Below are 17,249 nucleotides of genomic sequence, written 5' to 3'. Positions count from 1 at the left end.
GGATGGCCAGGGCCTTGGCCCTCGCTGCCCTCGCTGATGGCCGCACCAGCCCCAATCCCCTGGTGGGCTGTGTGGTGCTCGATGCCAATGGCGAGCTGGTGGGTGAGGGCTACCACCGCCAAGCCGGCGAACCCCACGCTGAAGTGATGGCCCTGCGCCGCGCCGGTGATCGCGCCAAAGGCGGCACGCTCTACGTGACCCTGGAGCCCTGCTGCCACCATGGCCGCACGCCCCCCTGCTCCGAAGCGGTGATTGCCGCGGGCCTACGCCGGGTGGTGATTGCCCTGGATGATCCCGATCCCCGCGTAGCCGGCGGCGGCATCGCCCAGCTCAAAGCAGCAGGCATTGAAGTGATCAGCGGCGTGCGCCAGGCCGAAGCCGCCCAGCAAAACCGCGCCTTCCTGCACCGCATTCGCACCGGCCGCCCATGGGGGCTGTTGAAGTGGGCCATGAGCCTTGATGGCCGCACGGCCTTGGCCAATGGCGCCAGCCAATGGATCAGCAGCCCGCCGGCCCGCAGCTGGGTGCATCACCTGCGCGCTGGCGTTGATGCGGTGATCGTTGGCGGCGGCACCGTGCGCGCCGATAACCCCCTGCTCACCAGCCGCGGGCAGCGCAGCCCTGAGCCGCTGCGGGTGGTGCTTAGCCGCAGCCTTAATTTGCCGAAGGGCGCCCAGCTGTGGGATCAAACCAGCGCCGCCACCCTGGTGGCCCATGGCCCCGAGGCGCCAGATCAAGCCAAGCAACAACTCGATCAGCTGGGGGTGGAGCGCCTGGAGCTCAAGGCCTGCGAACCAGCGGCTTTGCTCGAGGCCTTGGCCGAGCGCGGCTGCAACCGGGTGCTGTGGGAATGCGGCCCCCAATTGGCGGCGGCCGCCATCGCTGCCGGCTGCGTGCAAGAAACCGCAGCCGTGGTGGCGCCAGCGCTGCTGGGCGGAGCAGCGGCCCAAACCCCCCTGGGGGATCTGGGCTTCACCGCCATGGATCAAGTGATTCGCCTTGCGACGAGCAGCCCCCAAGCGCTGGGCAGCGATTGGCTGTTTCAGTCGCTGCTGCCAGAGGATTGAAATGAGCCGGCAAAGCGGCCGATCAGCACCCCCATCACCACCGCCAAATAGAGCGGCCCGGCAATGCTGGTCACCACGCTGAGCATGCGCGCCAACGGCAAGGCCGGGTTGATGTCGCCAAAGCCCACGGTGGTGAGGCAAACAAAGGCGAAGTAATTGATCTCGGCGAAAGCGCCGCTGGATTCGATCACGCTGAGATCACCCGAGGCCAACGCCGCTTTAGTGAGCTCCAGGGGCTGGAAGCTGCCGGGCTGAATCGTTTCCACCGCACCCATCACCAAGCCCGCGGTGAGGCCCAAATGCAGATAGCCGGCGATCGCTCCCATCAGCAGCGGCCGGCTCACCTGGGCGCGGGCCGCCAGCGATTGGATCATCCGCACCAAGCTCCAGCCCACCAGCACGCTCCAACTCAACGCCAAGGGCACCCCACTGGCCAGCAAATTCATCGGCGTAATCAGCCACAGCCACATCGCCGCCACCGCCAGTGCCCCCAAGGCGCGATAGAGCCGGTCATCTATGGCGCGGCTATGGCCGCGTCCCGCGGGCCCGCAGGTAAGCAGCAGGGCGATGAAGGAATACAAGACGTAGCTGAGCCGGCCGATCTGCGGGAAGGCAAAGCAAACCAGCACGCCCAAGGTGAGCAGCAACAGCAGTTGATTGGGATAGCGGTTCACCAACCGCCGCAGCCAATTCACCCCAGATCCAAGTTCAACTGATCCAAGGGTCGGGAGCTGGGCCGCCCTGTCAAGCCAGCGGGAATAGCTTCGACTTGCCAGCCGGCTGGATCCCAGCCCAACAGCAAGGGCTCGAGCGCCCGCAGGCCAGGGCCATCGAGAGGCTGGCACCAGGCCTGCTCGAGCCCCGCAGGAATGATCACCGGCATGCGCTCATGCAATGGCGCCACCAGCTCATTGGGCTTGGTGGTGAGCACCACCGCGCTCTCCACCTCACTGCCATCGGGGCCAATCCAGCGGTCCCACAGCGCCGCCAACCAAAACGGTTCGCCATCGCTGCGCGCGATGCGGTGGCCCTTTTCAAAAAAAGCATCGGCCGGCAGCAGCCCGCGCCGGTGCCGCCAAGGCCCGCGAAAGCTGGCCTTCTCCATCACCGTTTCAGCGCGGGCATTGAAGGGGCGCGGGCCTTCCAACGGGTCTTTGCGCCACTCCGGCAGCAAGCCCCACAGCACCAGAGCGCTTTCCATCGCACCATGCTCCTGGCGCTGCAGCAGCACCGGCTCCCCCGGGCGAATCAGCGATCTCGGTGCGTAGTGCTGCGCTAGCCCAGGCGGCATCGGCCCCTGCAGGTTGGGCAGCAGGGCATCAAGGGCGCAACCCAGGGCAAAGCGTCCGCACATCGGGCAAGCACAGGCGTTCGGTTCTCACCCCAACGCCAAAGCAAAGATGGGGCCTAGCTTGGTCCAAACGCATGAGTAGCGCATGCCGATCCGCCAGGACGACAACCAGCCCCGCCGCAAGATCGGGATCGTCAACTTGGTGTTGATCGGGGTGGGTGTGTTGCTGCTGTTGAGCAGCTTCATCCCCAGCCAGGGCATGCAACAGGTGCCACGGGTTCCCTACTCCTTATTCATAAACCAGGTCGATGACGGCGAGGTGAAGCGCGCCTTCATCACCCAAGAACAGATCCGCTACGAGCTCACCAACCCCGAAGAAGGTCAGCCCGCGCTGCTCGCCACCACGCCGATCTTCGACATGGAGCTGCCCCAGCGGCTCGAAGAGCACGGCGTTGAGTTCGCTGCTGCACCACCGAAGAAGCCCGGGATCTTCAGCACGATCTTGAGCTGGGTGGTTCCGCCGCTGATCTTCATCGTGTTGCTGCAGTTCTTTGCCCGCCGCGCCATGGGCGGAGCGGGCGGTGCTCAAGGCGCCTTGAGCTTCACCAAGAGCAAAGCCAAGGTCTACGTGCCCGATGAGCAATCCCGCGTCACCTTCGCTGATGTGGCTGGCGTGGATGAAGCCAAGGCCGAACTCACCGAGATCGTCGACTTCCTTAAAAAGCCTGAGCGCTATGCCGCCATCGGCGCCCGCATCCCCAAAGGCGTGCTGCTGGTAGGCCCTCCTGGCACCGGCAAAACGCTGCTTTCCAAAGCCGTGGCCGGTGAAGCCGATGTGCCCTTCTTCATCATTTCCGGTTCGGAATTCGTTGAACTCTTCGTGGGAGCTGGCGCAGCTCGCGTGCGCGACCTCTTTGAAGAGGCCAAGAAAAAAGCGCCTTGCATCATCTTCATCGACGAACTCGATGCCATTGGCAAGAGCCGCTCTGGCTCGATGGGCGTGGTCGGCGGCAACGACGAGCGCGAGCAAACGCTCAACCAGCTGCTCACCGAGATGGATGGCTTCAGCGCCACCGACAAGCCAGTGATCGTGCTTGCGGCCACCAACCAGCCTGAAACCCTCGATGCGGCGCTGCTGCGCCCCGGTCGTTTCGACCGTCAGGTGCTGGTCGATCGCCCCGACCTCTCCGGCCGCAAAACGATTCTCGAGATCTATGCCAAGAAGGTGAAGCTGTCGGAGGCCGTTGACCTCGACAAGATCGCCGCAGCCACCAGCGGGTTTGCTGGCGCTGATCTGGCCAACCTGGTGAATGAGGCGGCGCTGCTGGCCGCCCGCGTCAACCGCACCTCTGTCGAGCAGGGCGATCTCAACGAAGCCATTGAGCGTGTTGTGGCGGGCCTGGAGAAGAAGAGCCGCGTGCTGCAACCCGATGAGAAGAAGGTGGTGGCCTATCACGAGGTGGGCCACGCCATCGTTGGTCACCTGATGCCTGGCGGCAGCAAGGTGGCCAAGATTTCGATCGTGCCGCGGGGCATGAGCGCCCTGGGCTACACGCTGCAGCTGCCCACCGAAGACCGTTTCCTCAACTCCCGCGAAGACCTCCAGGGGCAAATCGCCACCCTGCTGGGAGGGCGCTCAGCAGAAGAGGTTGTGTTCGGAAAAATCACCACCGGCGCCGCCAACGACCTGCAGCGCGCCACCGACATCGCTGAGCAGATGATCGGCACCTATGGCATGAGCGAAACCCTCGGCCCCCTGGCCTACGACAAGCAGGGTGGCAACCGCTTCTTGGGCCCAGGCAACAACCCGCGCCGTGCCGTGAGCGACTCCACCGCCAAGGAGATCGATAAAGAAGTGCGCGCCCTGGTGGACGGCGGCCATGACAAGGCCCTCGAGATCCTGCACCACAACCGCGGGCTGCTGGAAGACATCGCCCAGCGCATCCTTGAGAAGGAAGTGATCGAAGGCGATGAACTCAAAGAGCTGCTCTCCCGCAGCGTTGATCCTCAGCCCGTTGCAGCCTGATTGCTTGACGGAATTCCCTCTGATCACTGATAAGTGAGCTTTGGTTCTGCGTGATGGCCGCCGAGCTTTCGGCCCTCAAGGGGCTCGATTTCCTCTCCTCTGCTGATCTCAACGGCGCCCAAACCCAGGCGCTATTGACCCTGGCGGCCGATATCAAGGCAGGACGCCGCAACCCGCGCCTCGACGGCAAGGTGCTGGGACTGATTTTCTCGAAAGCCTCCACCCGCACCCGGGTGAGCTTCACCGTGGCGATGGCGCGCCTAGGCGGGCAAACCATCGACCTCAACCCCTCGGTCAGCCAGGTGGGGCGCGGTGAACCGATTGAAGACACCGCACGCGTGTTGAGCCGCTACCTCAACGCCGTGGCGATTCGCACCTTCGCCCAAAGCGATCTGCAGGCCTACGCCGATGCGGCCTCGATCCCGATCATCAATGCCCTCACCGACCTAGAGCACCCCTGCCAGGCGCTGGCCGACTACCTCACGATGCAGGAGGCCTTCGGCTCCATCGAAGGGCTGACCATGACCTACGTGGGCGATGGCAACAACGTGGCCCATTCACTGCTGATTGCGGGCGCGCTGCTGGGCGTGAACGTGCGCATCGGTTGCCCGGCGGGCTTCTATCCCCTCGAGCAGGTAGTGGCCCAGGCCAAGGCCATCGCCGCCGGTCGCAGCGAGATCGCTATCTGCGAAGACCCAACCGAGGCCGTGCGCGGTGCCCATGCCGTGTACACCGATGTGTGGGCTTCCATGGGCCAAGAAGAGGAACAGAGCACCCGCGTGCAGGCCTTCCGCGGCTTCTGCGTGGATGAAGCCCTGATGAGCCACGCCGATGCCAAGGCGATCGTGCTGCACTGCCTGCCTGCCCACCGCGGTGAAGAGATCAGCGCCGAGGTGATGGAGAGCTCCGCCAGCCGCATCTTTGATCAGGCCGAGAACCGCTTGCATGCCCAGCAGGCTCTGTTGGCAACACTTTTGGGAGCCGAGGGGTAGACAAACCGGCTTTTCAGTGGCACAAATGTATTAGTGCTGCTGCCCACGTCCCTGCCATGCCCCTTGAGGCCCTGACCGCCGCCCAGCAAGAGCTCTACGACTGGCTGGCTGAATTCATCGCCAACAACCGCCACAGCCCCTCCATCCGCCAGATGATGCAGGGCATGGGTCTGCGCTCCCCAGCGCCGATCCAAAGCCGCCTGCGCCACTTGCAGCAAAAGGGCTGGATCACCTGGCAAGAGGGCCAAGCCCGCACCCTGCAGTTGCTGGGTGATGCCGCCGAATCCCTGGGCATCCCCGTGCTCGGCGCTGTAGCGGCTGGCGGCCTGATCGAAACCTTCGACGACGTGCAGGAGCACCTCGATATCGCCCCCACCCTGGAGCGGCAGGGGTTATTTGCTCTCACCGTCAACGGCGACAGCATGAAAGATGCCCATATTGCTGATGGCGATGTGGTGCTGATGGAGCCTGTGCGTGATCCTTCGCGCCTGAAGCCCGGCACCATCGTCAGCGCCCTGGTGGCCGGCAGCGGCACCACCTTGAAGCACTTCCACCTGCGCGGCGGTGAGGTGAGCCTGGAGGCCGCCAACCCCAACTACGAGCCCATCACGCTGCCCGCAGACGAGGTCACCGTGCAAGGCCAGCTAGTGGCCGTCTGGCGCCAGGTCTGAGGTGTAAGCTCTCACACGTGCTGAGCGCTGCTCGCACCCATGGGGCCATAGCTCAGCTGGTAGAGCACCTGCATGGCATGCAGGGGGTCAGGAGTTCGAGTCTCCTTGGCTCCATCCCAATCACTCCAAGGGTTTTCGGAAATTCCGAAAACCCTTTTTTAGTGCCAATTGTGAGGAGTTAGCGCAACAGCTAGCGCTTAAATGCCTCAGCTTGGTTTTGGGCCTCAATCGCCATCACCAGCGACAGCAGATCCCGCGGCAACAACGCCAACGATCCACCCAGGGCCACTGCAACGGATCCCCTAAAAGAGCCATAAGCCAAGTTTTTGCCCGTAGGGTCAGCTGCTTCGAGAGATCTGCATGAGCTACGCCCGCACAAAGGTTTGGGTGTGGTTCAAAGGGGGCCTTGACGGTGGCGATTGGCGCGGGGGTTTCTATGCGACCGATAACGCCGAGCACGAGGAAGCAGTGACGCTGCAGCACGGTGACTTCAAAGACTGCATGGTTCCGACCTGGCGCATCAGCGATAAGGAGCCGACCGACCTGAAGAAAGGCCCTGCTATTCCTGCAGACGCCAAGTGGAAGTTCAGCGGTTAACCCGTGCCATCAAAAAGCCCCCACCGAAGCAGGGTCCCACTCATCAAGCTCTAAGTGCTTATTCACTAAATTGGCAGCAAATATATTTGAATTCAAGAGAACATCAGGTTGGAATAGATCAATTTGAGATGATTAAAGGATTGGGAAAAGAATTCCTCAACTTCATTAATCGAGGGAACGTAGTCGACCTCGCGGTGGCAGTCGTTATCGGCGCTGCGTTCACTGGAGTTGTAAATGCCTTTGTTGAGCTTTTCACAACGGCGGCTCTTAGCCCAGTAATGACTGAATTAGGTGTCGACAGTATTAATAGTTGGCCAGCAGGCGTTGTGTTGGTGGCCTTGCTGAACTTCTTAATAGTGGCGGTTGTTGTTTTTATGATTGTCAAGAGCTTTGAGCGAATGAAACGCCGAGAAGCCAAGACTGACCCTGCACCCGACAGCCAGCAGGTATTGGCTCAATCAATTGAGAGGCTCAGCGCAGCGCTGGAAGAAAGACGTCTTTGAGCCCGTGTAGGTCCTGCCATTCCTGAACACGCAAGGCCCGGAAATACCTACAAAGGCTGAATAACATAAAAAGCCCCCGCCGAAGCAGGGGCCCAGCAACCAGCAATTTTCAACCGTCGCGGCGATCCTCTTCTCCATAGCGCAGTGCTACTGCCAGGTAGTCCTCAGCGGGGGAGCCATCGGGAACATCAGCAAGGCCTTTGAACATGGCAAAAGCGCGATGTCCTCCTGTGACAACGACTGTTTCACCAGGCTGATCAAATCGGAACCAGTGGCGTTCTCCTGCAGGTACATGAACTAAGGCTCCTGCGGTAAAGACCTGCTCATCACGGCCAACTCCGAAAACGACTTCACCACGCAAGACGAAATAGGTTTCATCCCAAGGATGTGAATGTGGTGGTGGTCCATGTCCCTCCTCACCAGAGATGACTCCAAACTCATAGTCAGCAGCTTGGTCCGCTGAGACCAATGGAGTGATGTCAACACCTGCTAGGTGCAAAGCCTCAGATCGCTCTGCAGGACGGATAAGACGAGCAGCCTGCTTATTGAGCTTTGGATGAGCCATGGTGCCTCCCGCGAACAGCTACGTCCTACCTCTGGCAAGCGTCACGTTTCAGTAGGGCATGCACTCGTGAGAAGTACGGATCTGCGAACCCCAAATTTCCTGTAGGAGGGCGATGGACAGAGAAAATCTGTCAAAAAACCCCCGCCGAAGCAGGGGCCACGCTCAGAGCTTTTTCAGCTCTTCGATGTTGCGGTGGCGCTCGTGATCACGATGCTGAGCACTGTTGGACTCGCTGTGGTGTTCATTGGCAGCAGCCTGGCCTAGGGGTTCCTTGGAGCGCGTCTGGGGATCCAGCCGTTCGAGAGCTGCTTTGTTTGGGCGGCGCCCTGACTGATGGTGTTCGTTGCTCATGGCTTGCGGAATCCAGAAGGGCCTTGCTCGCTCAGCACGGCATCGGTTTCAGCGTTGATGGCATCCAAGGGGAGATCCTTTGCATCAACGGATGGATGGTTGACCGCTCGATTTCGGGTCACCTCCACCGAGACGTTCTGCGGATTTGGTGATTCCGGGTGATGAGCCTGATCACCGCTGTGGCGGCGCCCATCTTGCGATTGGGTCATTCAGCAATAAAGCCGAGGGAACCACTGTCTAAACACGCTCAAACAATGGGGTTTAAGGCTTATCAGGGGTAAAAAGTTTTCGCACGGTGCCGATGGAGCAATGTGCTGACCTGCGCTCAGACCGCTGCTAGTAATAGCACAAATGTACTATCCAACTAAATGGCGGAAACCGCCTGGGAGAAAGGCTTTTTGATGCCGGAGCTGCCGGCGAAGCAGCCGTGGGAGCGGTGCCTGTACTGCAGCAGCTTTGACCTCTGGCAGGGAACGCTGGCGGTCTGCTGCAAGCGAAGGATGGTGCTTAGCCCAAAGGCTCACTACGACCGCAAGTGCAACAGCTGGAAGCCAAACGGCTACTGCAAGCGCAAGCCGGATTGGATGGCTGAGCCGGCGGCAGAGATCGTTGGCGGCAACCCAGAGTTTTTGTGATCAGCAACAGTCGCAGCTGGTGCAGCAAGCGTCATTCCCCGCATGGCCATCAGCGCATGGCGCAGAGCAATACAGCTTTCCGTCCTTCTCAATCGCTGACTGCAGATCCACTTCGCAGTTACAAGGCTCACAAGCGCATGGCTGGGTTGTAATAGGCATCGACCTGGCTAGTAAGTGATTCCTCTCTAGGCGGGAATTGCTGTTTTGTCTGGCGTGGCTGATCAGATTGAAACCGGAGGAGCCCCGGAGGCGTGAGGCCCTACAGGGGACTGCGGGATAAGGCCCCCAATCAAGCTCGCGTTGCTCTGCTGCAATCGTTGCTTGCACGCCACGGTTTCTGCGAATGAGTGCCCAGGGATCGCTGACAACGGCCACCCGGGACTTCGCCGCTCCGCCCGGAGTAGCTTTTTCGCCTAGGGAGGCCGAACCAGATCCCCCTAGGACTTGAGCCGCTCCACCCGATGCCTGTCTTGAAGAGCGGCGTTTGCGCCTAGAAGCGCCCGTGCGGTTGCTCCTAGGACTTGCCCATCACCAGCAAGGGACTGGTGAGGAGTGCCGGTAAAAGGTGACGCCTTACCGACAAAGCAACCATGGCTCGATCACAAGAGCGCCCTAGTGATTGATGAGCAGGAGTGGCGTGGCGAGTGATCACTGCCGGGGTTCAGCGCTAGCGATCGATGGCGGCAACCCCAAGATTTTGTGAATCGGCTGCATGAACAAATGTTCTAGTGGCAGAAAAAATTCCTTTGGCCGTTGCACTGTTGACCTATCTGGAGGAATCGGATGGGAAGACCGATCAAGCTCACCAGCACTTCAGCAAGCATTGACTACTTCCGTATCTGCGATCCAGAAGGCGTTTGTCATGTGGTCAAGGGAATGCGCAAAGTCCAGCTGCGCATTGAGCAGATGCCTGAACTGCTTGTCACCAAGCTGCCCCCGCACTGGCGCGCTGAAGTAACAACATGATCGTTAGTGGCAATCCTGAATTCCTTTGACAGGCGTACGGTTGAAGACTCTGGAGCAATGCGATGAGTCCTGTAAGGATCACCAATGCGCCACCAGGCTTTGAGTACTACAAGGTCTGCGACCCACAGGGGGTCTGTCGCGTAGCCAGGGGATGGGAAGAAGCCCAGCGAATAATGAAGGAGACGCCTGGCCTGACTGCCACCAAGCTGCCGAGCGCCGAACCAGCAGCTTGATCGTTGGCAGTAATCCCGAGTTTCTGTGAATTGGTGCCCAGGGGTCGCTGAAAACACCTGGGACTTTGGCCGCCCCCGGGATGACGTCCGAAGAGCGGCTTTTGCGCCTAAGGGAACCAGCCGTAATTGATCCCCCTAGGACTTGCCCATCAACCCAGTCAGGAGCGATGAGTGCCGGTGATGTACTGCCGACAAAGCAACCATCGCGTGATCGCCAAAGCGACTCGGTGCTCAATGAGCTGAGCTGGCGTTACTGGTGATCGCTACCGGGGTTCAGCCCTCAGCGAGTTAGCGGAAGCGGGTCTCGATCGGCAGGCGTTGATGGGCTGTTGGCGCCAGCTGCAAGCTGTAAGCCGCAACCCCGACGCAGGCGAGCAGCGAGAGGGGGATGACCAGCGGGCCAGTGCCGAAGATTTCGCGGAGGAATTTCATTTGCCTCCGTAGCTCACAGCGACGTTTTCCAGCAGCTCACAGATGAAGCCATCGCTGCATTTGGTTTCCGCCTGAAAGTCCTGGAGAACCTCTTTCAACTCGTTCCAGACGAACTCGATTTGCTCGCTGGTGGGTTGTGGCGGGGTGACTTTGTTCATGGCCCCACCATCACGCCGGCATGGGGTGCAGCGGATCCCCTGAAAGTGCCGTCTTTCTCAACCTTGCCGGGCCTGGAACATGAGCGATGATCTGAGCGAAAAACAGTGCCCGTATTTCAGACTCTCTTTGCAGTGCAGTGGATCTCAAGGGTTTGACCGCTCCATGGCATGCAGGGGGTCAGGAGTTCGAGTCTCCTTGGCTCCATTGAATCAAGGCCCAGTCTTTGACTGGGTTTTTTGATGGCTTGAACTGTTGAGGGCTTTGGTATGCGCCATCGCCCTGGCGGGCAGCCAGAAGCAGACGTCGATTCCAATTATTTCGCCTAAGGTATATCGATTGGCCGTCAGCGGCTTCACCCATGAGGCCCTGAAAACCCTTGAATACAATTACAAAAACGCAGCAAGCAAAGCAGTTACCCAGACGAATTGATTTCGAGTTGGCGGCTTACATGGCGAGCGATGATCGCATCGCCCTTTGGCAAATCATCAGCACGGTTCTTCCCATCATTGCTATTTCCATAGCCCTTGGCATAACAACGCAATCTCTGAGCGCGCAGACATTGGCCCTTTCAGCTGCCCTGTTTGTGCTGCTTGTTCTTTTCTTGAGCCGCAGCTTTTCCCTGATGCATGATTGCGGCCACCAGAGCTTATTTCGGTCCAAAAGCGCCAATCGTATTGCAGCATTTTCCCTGAGTTTGATTCATGGCATGCCCCACCATCCGTGGTCACGCGGACATGCTTTTCATCACAAACACAACGGCAACTGGGACCGGTACAGAGGCCCCTCAGCCCTAATTACTCGTCAAAAATTCGATCAAAAAACAGACTCTTCAAAGCGTCTGTACAAAACTCTCCGCCATCCGTTGCTGCTGTTCCCTGGTGGATTTTTCTATTTGATCGTCAAGCCAAGAGCCACCCTCTTGCTCGGCCTTTTCGAATTTTCTCTGCATTCAATCCGTGGCTGCTTGAAAGATATTGGCGCTGGCCAACACCCTGATTTCGGCGCCATTGCAGCGAGCCACAAATCAAGCTTCTTCTACACCAAAGGGGAAGCCATTGACACGACCCTCAATACAATTTGCGTCGCCTTGCTTTGGTGGTGGGCGGGAAGTGCGATCGGGTACGTTCACTTCTGGGTGCTCTACTTCTTTGTGATGAGCACAAGCGCTGCATTGATGATTGCAGTGTTTTTCATACAGCACAACTTCCCAGGGTCTTATGCAAGCAGTGAAGAAGATTGGAGCTACTTCAAGGGGGCTCTCGAAGGCTCTTCATTTCTCCAGATGCCTGCACTATTGAATTGGTTCACTGCTGATATTGCTTATCACCACATTCATCACCTCTCAGAGAGAATCCCCAATTATCGGCTCAGTCAGTGTCATCAAGCCAATCTTCACTTGCTTGATGGTGTTCGGCGCCTTCGCCTCTCTGAGATTTCCACCTGCTTCTCCCTCATCCTTTGGGATCGCGACAAGCTTGAGCTCACGACCACAACGGCCGGCTGAAATGCAGGTTTTTGCCGGTAGTGTCAGCTGCTTCGAGAGATCTGCATGAGCTACGCCCGCACAAAAGTTTGGGTGTGGTTTAAAGGGGGCCTCGATGGCGGGGAATGGCGCGGGGGTTTCTATGCAACCGACAACGTTGAACACGAAGAAGCGGTGACGCTGCAGCACGGCGACTTCAAAGACTGTGTGGTTCCCACCTGGCGCATCAGCGACAAGGAGCCAACCGACCTGAAGAAAGGCCCTGCCATTCCTAAAGACGCCAACTGGAAGTTCAGCGGTTAGGCCGTTCCAATCAACAAGCCACCGCAGAAAGCATCCCCTTCAATGGCTGGGTACAGTTTCGCCATAAGGAAGTAAAAACATGTTTTTAGTCCACAATTCCGCCGATCAAGCCTTCCTTCTGGCCTCCGCTTTGGTTGATGTACATCGCCCTAATGGCACGTGGTACGCCCAGAGCCAAGAAGCACTCGCCCATGCTCTGTTTTTAAAGCTGCTTAATACTGACATTGATTTCAACACACACCCCGCAATAGATGCCGGCAAAGCAGCAGCTCAACTTCGTAATGCCAATGAGAAAAGAGAGCTGCTTGAATTACTGATCGCATTTGAAATGCTTTGCAGTCCGATTCCCCAAAGCCTGAGCACTGCCATTGATGCCTGGTCTCAAGCACTTGAATGCGACACCGATCTGCTGAAGCTTTCAAGAGAGCTAGCCAGCAATGCCATCACACAAGCAACATCAGATTTCTATCGGCATAACTGGATTGGCGAGGGCAATCATCAAGATGACCCAGCATTCCAGAATCTTGTCAAAAAATACGGCGACCATGCCTATGGACTATGCGTTCAAGAAGACCCCGAAGAATACGCAAAATGGAACAACTTAAAAAACTGCCCAGAAGAGAGCCTGGGGCGGCATTTATGGGACTTTTACCAAACAAGGGGATTCAAACTTCCAGGGCAGCTTGGCGCTGGCAATGAATCCCTGGCACACCATGACTGGATTCACTTAATCGCTGGCTATGACACCACCCCAGTTGGAGAATTAGAAGTAACAGCATTCATGGCTTCCTCTAGCCAATTTCATGGAGTCACACTGGGATTTATTGGGGCGATCAGCATCTTAGAAACCGGACTACTCCATTCCTTTTATGGAGCTGACAAGTTTGGCAAGGCCCTCTCATCAGCTGACGGCATCGAGAGGGTTGCCCAGGCCATTCAACGGGGCAAGTCTTGCCTTGTTGACCCCCTACTCGATATTGACTACTTCGCAATTGCCGGCAAGCCCCTTCAAGAAGTCCAGGCATCATGGTGGACAGCGTCAGCCTGAGCTTGCCGGAGTTTTGACGTAGTCCAGTCTCAGGACAACCTCGGATACGAGGGCTTTTGTATAGCCTCTACTGCGGGTGAGATTTTAAAAAGCGCAGTCCGTAGGCATGACTGCGATATCGCGAATACAGATATGGGATGGCTGCTGCCAGCAGAACAGCACGATCTCAGCCAGCTCCGCTGGGCTAATGAAGGTGGGGTTGCCAAGCATTTCGCAGTACTGCTCGAAGCTGATCCCCATTTTCTGATGAATGGCCGTGCGGATCAGTCCCGGCGCCACGTTGATGACCCGCACGTTGTGCTCGGCCTCCGACATGTTCATGCTCTCGCCAAGGGAGCGCACAGCGTGCTTGCAAGCGTGATAAACGGGTGCACCCGGTGCCGGTTTGCGATCACCGATCGAGCTGATGTTGATGATCGTGCCGGCCTTACGTTCACGCATACCTGGCAGCACGTGGTGAATGCCGTTCATCACCCCTGTGACCATCGTGTCCACTTCTTCGGCGACTTGAGCCAAGCTCAAACTTTCCAGGCCACCGATATGGAGCATTCCAGCGTTATTGATCAGGCATCCCGTTGGTCCGTACTGGCTTTCTGCCGCCATGATCGCGGCTCCTAGTGCATCGGCATCACTGACATCAAGTTGGCGATAAAGAACCGGCTGACCCTCTAGTTCAGGATGAGCCTCTAAGTGTCTAGAAATCAGCAGACAGGGATGCCCGGCAGCTGAGAAAACACCGGCCAGCGCCCGGCCTATCCCGGCTCCAGCTCCCGTGACCACGACAAGCTCTGCCGACATGACTGCCATCTGCATGTAGACCCAAAGGTGGCCACAGCTAGCCATGGCAGTGGCTGCTTCGGCAGGTTTGTTCATGGCCAGCCCGCAATCCTCTGCGGGATGTCCCGCCTAGGCGGGACAGTCGGGCAAAAAAAAAGCGGGCCCAAAGGCCCGCCTGCTTCTGTATTCCTCGCTTGCTGTTGACTATTTCAGCTGGCCTTCAGGGCTTCGTAGCGGACTTCAAAAACACGGGTTTGATAGGTGGCGCCGCGATAGGTCAAGACGCGGGTCTGGTCCTCAAATCGCTTGCTGCCGTTGTGCTGCACAGCGCGGTACTGAAACTTGTCGCTCATGGGGTGGGAGTGGGAGAACACGCCTTGATACCGAACGGAAATCTGTGGCAGACGTTCGCCCTGGCACACCCAGCACTGACTAAAGATTCTCTAAAGATGGCGTTCCGCCCAAACGGGGCGGTGACCACAAAAAAGCCCCGCTGACTTAGACGGGGCAAAGACAAAAACCTGAGAAAAGCCGAACTCAGGGGGCGCTCCTATCCCATGGCGGAGAACAAGGGAACGCTTGGCTCAGTCATAGGAGCAGACGCTTGAAAAGCGCCTGAGCAGAACCGCCGTTGCGAGATGCATTAAAGGATGACGACCTGTGTGGTGGTGTTGCGCGCTGCTGAGACAGCAAGTCCCCACGTTTGATCGGGAGGGGCGTTTGGTTAGCTCCTCATTCCCAGCGTCTCCAGTAAATAAGCCTCTTCTTGCTCAGTACAGATCGAGACAAGCTCTCGTCCTGGGAACATCCGTGAGACCTTCTGCCAGGCCTCGTATTTGAGCTCTGATTCCGTGCAAACCTGGAGCCTTTCGCCGTTCTTGAACTCAGCAACCCACCAAGTAGACATTGATTTAAATCTATTCCATCAACCGTAAACAGTTCGCTCGAGGGATCGGGCGTGAAGACAGTGCGGTTAACCCTCTCGTTTGACACATGCAATGCATCCCAGGGCACTGCTTGGCGTACCTGGGGAGAACAACCGCTGACCCACGACCATGCTGCGTCGGTGATGACGGGCAGCTTTGCTCAAACCTGGGTCAGTCCCACATCACCGTGCAGGTGTAAACGGTGTTCTCGCCACTGGAGTAGTTCGCATGGCAATTACTGCTGGTGACCTTGGCATCAGCAGGTTTGTTTTTGATCGCTCGTTGATACGCCTGCCCTTGCTTCCAAATGGATTGGCCCACACCTGCTCCTGCCATTGCAGGGGCACCAGACGCAAGGATCACTACAGCGAGGACTAACCGCATCATCGATTGTTTGATCTGACTTCTTGTTTGGTAGCAAGCATCGAGGCAGACCATGACGTCAGCGAAGCGGACCCACACCTCCAAAGGCCCGCTGACCAGCAGCAATCCTGCATCCAATCGGGAGAACCCTTGCCTTGGTCTTGTCTCCAGAGAGGCCCCCGTCATGTTGAACGTGCAGCTGCAGAGTTCTCCGATGACCATTGCACTTGTGCCTGAAGCCCTTGCTGACTATCTGACTCACCCACTGGAAGACGTTGATAACTGGTACGCCGAAGACGATGGTCTGTTTGATGCAGAACCAGGTATTGCTGATGAGCTAGAGGCGATTGCAGCCTGAATAGCTACACCACAACGCTGGGGTGGCTGGGTTGGGACTTCAACGGCAAGGTTTCCAGCGCTCAGCAACTGATGCGCTGAAGCAATAGGACTGCTCGAACTGCTTGGCTTGTTCGTCTGCTTGCACACCAACTGGTGCAGTGGCAATCGCCACTGCACTGAGAACAACAACAAAACTGCCAGCAGTCGTCAGGAATTGGTTGACGCGAGTCATGGGTTTGAGGCTGTTATGGGATCGCTCCCGAACCTCTTCAACGTCGCTCCGGAACCACCTTCAGCACCTCCCCCATAGGAGTGGTTCTGGATCGGCTGCCGCTCCCCCAAATGGGGTGAGCGGCAGATCACACCCCTTTCACCTCAAAGGTGGGACAGTGGCCCGAGCCAACCCCATCCCCGCATGAGCAGCTTCGGTAGCAACACCCCTTTCATGTTGCTGGCACGCATCCACGTGAAGCCTGGCTGTGTGGAGGACTATTTAAAACTCGCTCAAGCGACCGATGCCGCGGTCGAGAGCAGTGAGCCAGGCATGCTCCACCACACCTTTGACCAGGATCCAGATGATCCTCAAGCTTTTGTTTGGTCGGAGGTCTACGCCAACGATGCTGCCTTTGCAGCCCACGTCAGCAACCCTCCCGTGCAGGAGTACCTGCAGAAGCACGCCGAACTGGGTGATGGTTTCAGCGTTGAGGTGTACGGCACCGTTGGCAGCGAGTGCCAGGCATTAATGGAATCCTTCGGCCTGCCGCTCAAAATTTTCCAAACCAAGCTCGGCTACAGCCGAGTTGTCTGATGGGCCGCGATCGCTGAGGTGTAGACGCCAAAAAAAAGGAGCAACCGTTGGGCCGCTCCTCAACTGCATACATCCGGCGAAACCTTAGGCAGCTCAGTCGCCCGGCGTGGCTTGGGATCACTCTTGGCTGGCTTCCCAGATCCAGCGGCGGGGCCGTTCGCCGCACTCGGTGTTGATGTTCAGCTGTTCATTGGCATCCCATACCCGCAGCACGCACTGGGCCCATGCCTTGTGCTCGCTGGTGACCAGTGGGCTATGGATCGCCTGCAAAACGGCGCTGCCATTCACAAAGACAGTGGCCACTGCAGCAACAACCAGGCCGGTCCCAGTCCAGACACCGAGGGGGCCAGAGAGAGGCTGCGGGAAAGAGCGTTTCATCAGCCCGATTGTGGCCACAGATCAATCCGTTCACCGGGGGGTCCCGCAGTCATCGCTCGTTTCGGGTTCGTCTTCGAGCACGCCGTCTTCTGTGGGGTCGTAAGCGTCGTATTCCTCTTCATGGCGCCGGAGGAAATCAGCGAGGTCTTCGGGCACAAGTGAAATGGTCACTTGACATTCCGCGATCAATGAACTCACCGTGACGCGCTAGCCCGCAGAAACAAGGCCCCATCAATAAATGCGTTTGAGTGCAGACAATGTTCTTTCCCTCGACTGACCTTGATCGACGCCGAAAGCACTCCCAAGTCGACAGTTCAAAGCGCACAAAGGATGTTC

At 58.2% G+C, this 17,249-nt stretch carries 27 protein-coding genes and 1 tRNA gene; 14 read left to right on the top strand and 14 right to left on the bottom strand.

All coding sequences use genetic code 11. From position 1 onward, the window contains the following. The first annotated feature begins 2 nt into the window (after positions 1 to 2). The gene (gene ribD, locus SIB46_RS12415; RefSeq protein WP_413297794.1) at positions 3 to 1,067 is read left to right on the top strand and encodes a bifunctional diaminohydroxyphosphoribosylaminopyrimidine deaminase/5-amino-6-(5-phosphoribosylamino)uracil reductase RibD; all 1,065 of its coding nucleotides are present in this window, start codon (positions 3 to 5) and stop codon (positions 1,065 to 1,067) included. Here the strand turns inward: ribD and SIB46_RS12410 are convergent. Together SIB46_RS12410 and SIB46_RS12405 are read right to left on the bottom strand one after the other, a co-directional pair. Next, entirely contained in the window at positions 1,043 to 1,762 is a 720-nt protein-coding gene (locus SIB46_RS12410; RefSeq protein ID WP_413296422.1) for a potassium channel family protein, read from the bottom strand. The two genes, ribD and SIB46_RS12410, sit on opposite strands and share 25 nt — an antisense overlap. Next, positions 1,759 to 2,421, bottom strand: a complete 663-nt coding sequence (locus SIB46_RS12405; protein WP_413296421.1) for an SOS response-associated peptidase — start codon at positions 2,419 to 2,421, stop codon at positions 1,759 to 1,761. Before SIB46_RS12405 ends, SIB46_RS12410 begins: the two co-directional genes overlap by 4 nt. Positions 2,422 to 2,503: 82 nt before the next feature. On the opposite strand from SIB46_RS12405, the gene ftsH reads away from it, so the two are divergent. The 6 genes from ftsH (at position 2,504) to mscL (ending at position 7,147) form a co-directional block, all read left to right on the top strand. Beyond that, positions 2,504 to 4,384, top strand: a complete 1,881-nt coding sequence (ftsH, locus tag SIB46_RS12400; RefSeq protein WP_413296420.1) for an ATP-dependent zinc metalloprotease FtsH — start codon at positions 2,504 to 2,506, stop codon at positions 4,382 to 4,384. Positions 4,385 to 4,437: 53 nt separating this feature from the next. Then, the gene (argF, locus tag SIB46_RS12395; RefSeq protein WP_413296419.1) at positions 4,438 to 5,376 is read left to right on the top strand and encodes an ornithine carbamoyltransferase; all 939 of its coding nucleotides are present in this window, start codon (positions 4,438 to 4,440) and stop codon (positions 5,374 to 5,376) included. Positions 5,377 to 5,432: 56 nt separating this feature from the next. Beyond that, the gene (gene lexA / locus SIB46_RS12390) at positions 5,433 to 6,047 is read left to right on the top strand and encodes a transcriptional repressor LexA (RefSeq protein ID WP_413296418.1); all 615 of its coding nucleotides are present in this window, start codon (positions 5,433 to 5,435) and stop codon (positions 6,045 to 6,047) included. Positions 6,048 to 6,088: 41 nt separating this feature from the next. Continuing rightward, positions 6,089 to 6,161, top strand: a tRNA-Ala gene (locus SIB46_RS12385). A 246-nt stretch (positions 6,162 to 6,407) separates the two neighbouring features. Further along, complete coding sequence (locus SIB46_RS12380; protein WP_413296417.1) at positions 6,408 to 6,644, top strand: hypothetical protein; 237 nt, start codon at positions 6,408 to 6,410, stop codon at positions 6,642 to 6,644. Beyond that, the gene (gene mscL, locus SIB46_RS12375; RefSeq protein ID WP_413296416.1) at positions 6,626 to 7,147 is read left to right on the top strand and encodes a large conductance mechanosensitive channel protein MscL; all 522 of its coding nucleotides are present in this window, start codon (positions 6,626 to 6,628) and stop codon (positions 7,145 to 7,147) included. Before SIB46_RS12380 ends, mscL begins: the two co-directional genes overlap by 19 nt. A 109-nt stretch (positions 7,148 to 7,256) precedes the next feature. On the opposite strand, the gene SIB46_RS12370 is transcribed toward mscL, so the two are convergent. The 3 genes from SIB46_RS12370 to SIB46_RS12360 form a co-directional block, all read right to left on the bottom strand. Continuing rightward, positions 7,257 to 7,712 carry a cupin domain-containing protein gene (locus tag SIB46_RS12370; protein WP_413296415.1) on the bottom strand — a complete coding sequence of 152 codons (456 nt, stop codon included), beginning with the start codon at positions 7,710 to 7,712 and terminating at the stop codon, positions 7,257 to 7,259. Positions 7,713 to 7,874: 162 nt separating this feature from the next. Beyond that, positions 7,875 to 8,063, bottom strand: coding sequence for a hypothetical protein (locus tag SIB46_RS12365; RefSeq protein ID WP_413296414.1), 189 nt, complete (start codon positions 8,061 to 8,063; stop codon positions 7,875 to 7,877). Next, positions 8,060 to 8,272: a hypothetical protein gene (locus tag SIB46_RS12360; protein ID WP_413296413.1), complete on the bottom strand. Its 213-nt coding sequence runs from the start codon at positions 8,270 to 8,272 to the stop codon at positions 8,060 to 8,062. Before SIB46_RS12360 ends, SIB46_RS12365 begins: the two co-directional genes overlap by 4 nt. A 159-nt stretch (positions 8,273 to 8,431) precedes the next feature. Between SIB46_RS12360 and SIB46_RS12355 the strand changes: the two genes are divergently transcribed. Further along, a complete protein-coding gene (locus SIB46_RS12355; RefSeq protein ID WP_413296412.1) occupies positions 8,432 to 8,698 on the top strand; it encodes a hypothetical protein in 267 nt (88 codons plus the stop codon). On the opposite strand, the gene SIB46_RS12350 is transcribed toward SIB46_RS12355, so the two are convergent. Beyond that, positions 8,699 to 8,857, bottom strand: coding sequence for a metallothionein (locus SIB46_RS12350; RefSeq protein WP_413296411.1), 159 nt, complete (start codon positions 8,855 to 8,857; stop codon positions 8,699 to 8,701). Between the two features lie 624 nt (positions 8,858 to 9,481). Here SIB46_RS12350 and SIB46_RS12345 point away from each other — a divergent pair. Then, positions 9,482 to 9,664, top strand: a complete 183-nt coding sequence (locus SIB46_RS12345) for a hypothetical protein (protein WP_413296410.1) — start codon at positions 9,482 to 9,484, stop codon at positions 9,662 to 9,664. A 521-nt stretch (positions 9,665 to 10,185) separates the two neighbouring features. On the opposite strand, the gene SIB46_RS12340 is transcribed toward SIB46_RS12345, so the two are convergent. Both SIB46_RS12340 and SIB46_RS12335 read right to left on the bottom strand, forming a co-directional pair. Next, a complete protein-coding gene (locus SIB46_RS12340; protein WP_413296409.1) occupies positions 10,186 to 10,329 on the bottom strand; it encodes a hypothetical protein in 144 nt (47 codons plus the stop codon). Next, positions 10,326 to 10,487, bottom strand: coding sequence for a hypothetical protein (locus SIB46_RS12335; protein WP_413296408.1), 162 nt, complete (start codon positions 10,485 to 10,487; stop codon positions 10,326 to 10,328). The genes SIB46_RS12340 and SIB46_RS12335 overlap by 4 nt, the downstream gene beginning before the upstream one ends. Positions 10,488 to 10,864: 377 nt before the next feature. Here SIB46_RS12335 and SIB46_RS12330 point away from each other — a divergent pair, with 377 nt between their 5' ends. From SIB46_RS12330 to SIB46_RS12320, 3 genes are all read left to right on the top strand, one after another. Next, a complete protein-coding gene (locus SIB46_RS12330; RefSeq protein ID WP_413296407.1) occupies positions 10,865 to 11,992 on the top strand; it encodes a fatty acid desaturase in 1,128 nt (375 codons plus the stop codon). Between the two features lie 45 nt (positions 11,993 to 12,037). Further along, the gene (locus tag SIB46_RS12325; RefSeq protein WP_413296406.1) at positions 12,038 to 12,274 is read left to right on the top strand and encodes a hypothetical protein; all 237 of its coding nucleotides are present in this window, start codon (positions 12,038 to 12,040) and stop codon (positions 12,272 to 12,274) included. 79 nt (positions 12,275 to 12,353) lie between these two features. Then, on the top strand, positions 12,354 to 13,322 hold the full coding sequence (locus SIB46_RS12320) for a hypothetical protein (protein ID WP_413296405.1): 969 nt from the start codon (positions 12,354 to 12,356) through the stop codon (positions 13,320 to 13,322). Positions 13,323 to 13,406: 84 nt separating this feature from the next. Here SIB46_RS12320 and SIB46_RS12315 read toward each other — a convergent pair whose 3' ends face one another. From SIB46_RS12315 to SIB46_RS12305, 3 genes are all read right to left on the bottom strand, one after another. After that, positions 13,407 to 14,195: an SDR family oxidoreductase gene (locus tag SIB46_RS12315; RefSeq protein ID WP_413296404.1), complete on the bottom strand. Its 789-nt coding sequence runs from the start codon at positions 14,193 to 14,195 to the stop codon at positions 13,407 to 13,409. A 113-nt stretch (positions 14,196 to 14,308) separates the two neighbouring features. Then, the gene (locus SIB46_RS12310) at positions 14,309 to 14,452 is read right to left on the bottom strand and encodes a hypothetical protein (RefSeq protein ID WP_413296403.1); all 144 of its coding nucleotides are present in this window, start codon (positions 14,450 to 14,452) and stop codon (positions 14,309 to 14,311) included. 744 nt (positions 14,453 to 15,196) lie between these two features. Beyond that, entirely contained in the window at positions 15,197 to 15,514 is a 318-nt protein-coding gene (locus SIB46_RS12305) for a hypothetical protein (RefSeq protein ID WP_413296402.1), read from the bottom strand. Positions 15,515 to 15,602: 88 nt separating this feature from the next. Between SIB46_RS12305 and SIB46_RS12300 the strand changes: the two genes are divergently transcribed. Continuing rightward, a complete protein-coding gene (locus SIB46_RS12300; protein ID WP_413296401.1) occupies positions 15,603 to 15,746 on the top strand; it encodes a hypothetical protein in 144 nt (47 codons plus the stop codon). A 39-nt stretch (positions 15,747 to 15,785) separates the two neighbouring features. On the opposite strand, the gene SIB46_RS12295 is transcribed toward SIB46_RS12300, so the two are convergent. Next, a complete protein-coding gene (locus SIB46_RS12295) occupies positions 15,786 to 15,959 on the bottom strand; it encodes a hypothetical protein (RefSeq protein ID WP_413296400.1) in 174 nt (57 codons plus the stop codon). A 183-nt stretch (positions 15,960 to 16,142) separates the two neighbouring features. Between SIB46_RS12295 and SIB46_RS12290 the strand changes: the two genes are divergently transcribed. Continuing rightward, complete coding sequence (locus SIB46_RS12290) at positions 16,143 to 16,535, top strand: putative quinol monooxygenase (RefSeq protein ID WP_413296399.1); 393 nt, start codon at positions 16,143 to 16,145, stop codon at positions 16,533 to 16,535. Between the two features lie 117 nt (positions 16,536 to 16,652). Here SIB46_RS12290 and SIB46_RS12285 read toward each other — a convergent pair whose 3' ends face one another. After that, complete coding sequence (locus tag SIB46_RS12285) at positions 16,653 to 16,913, bottom strand: hypothetical protein (protein ID WP_413296398.1); 261 nt, start codon at positions 16,911 to 16,913, stop codon at positions 16,653 to 16,655. A gap of 30 nt (positions 16,914 to 16,943) precedes the next feature. Then, a complete protein-coding gene (locus tag SIB46_RS12280; protein ID WP_413296397.1) occupies positions 16,944 to 17,084 on the bottom strand; it encodes a hypothetical protein in 141 nt (46 codons plus the stop codon). Between the last annotated feature and the right edge of the window lie 165 nt (positions 17,085 to 17,249).

This window comes from Synechococcus sp. MIT S9452 (assembly GCF_047304245.1).
Taxonomy (GTDB): domain Bacteria; phylum Cyanobacteriota; class Cyanobacteriia; order PCC-6307; family Cyanobiaceae; genus RCC307.
This window is presented reverse-complemented; position numbering and strand designations above follow the sequence as displayed.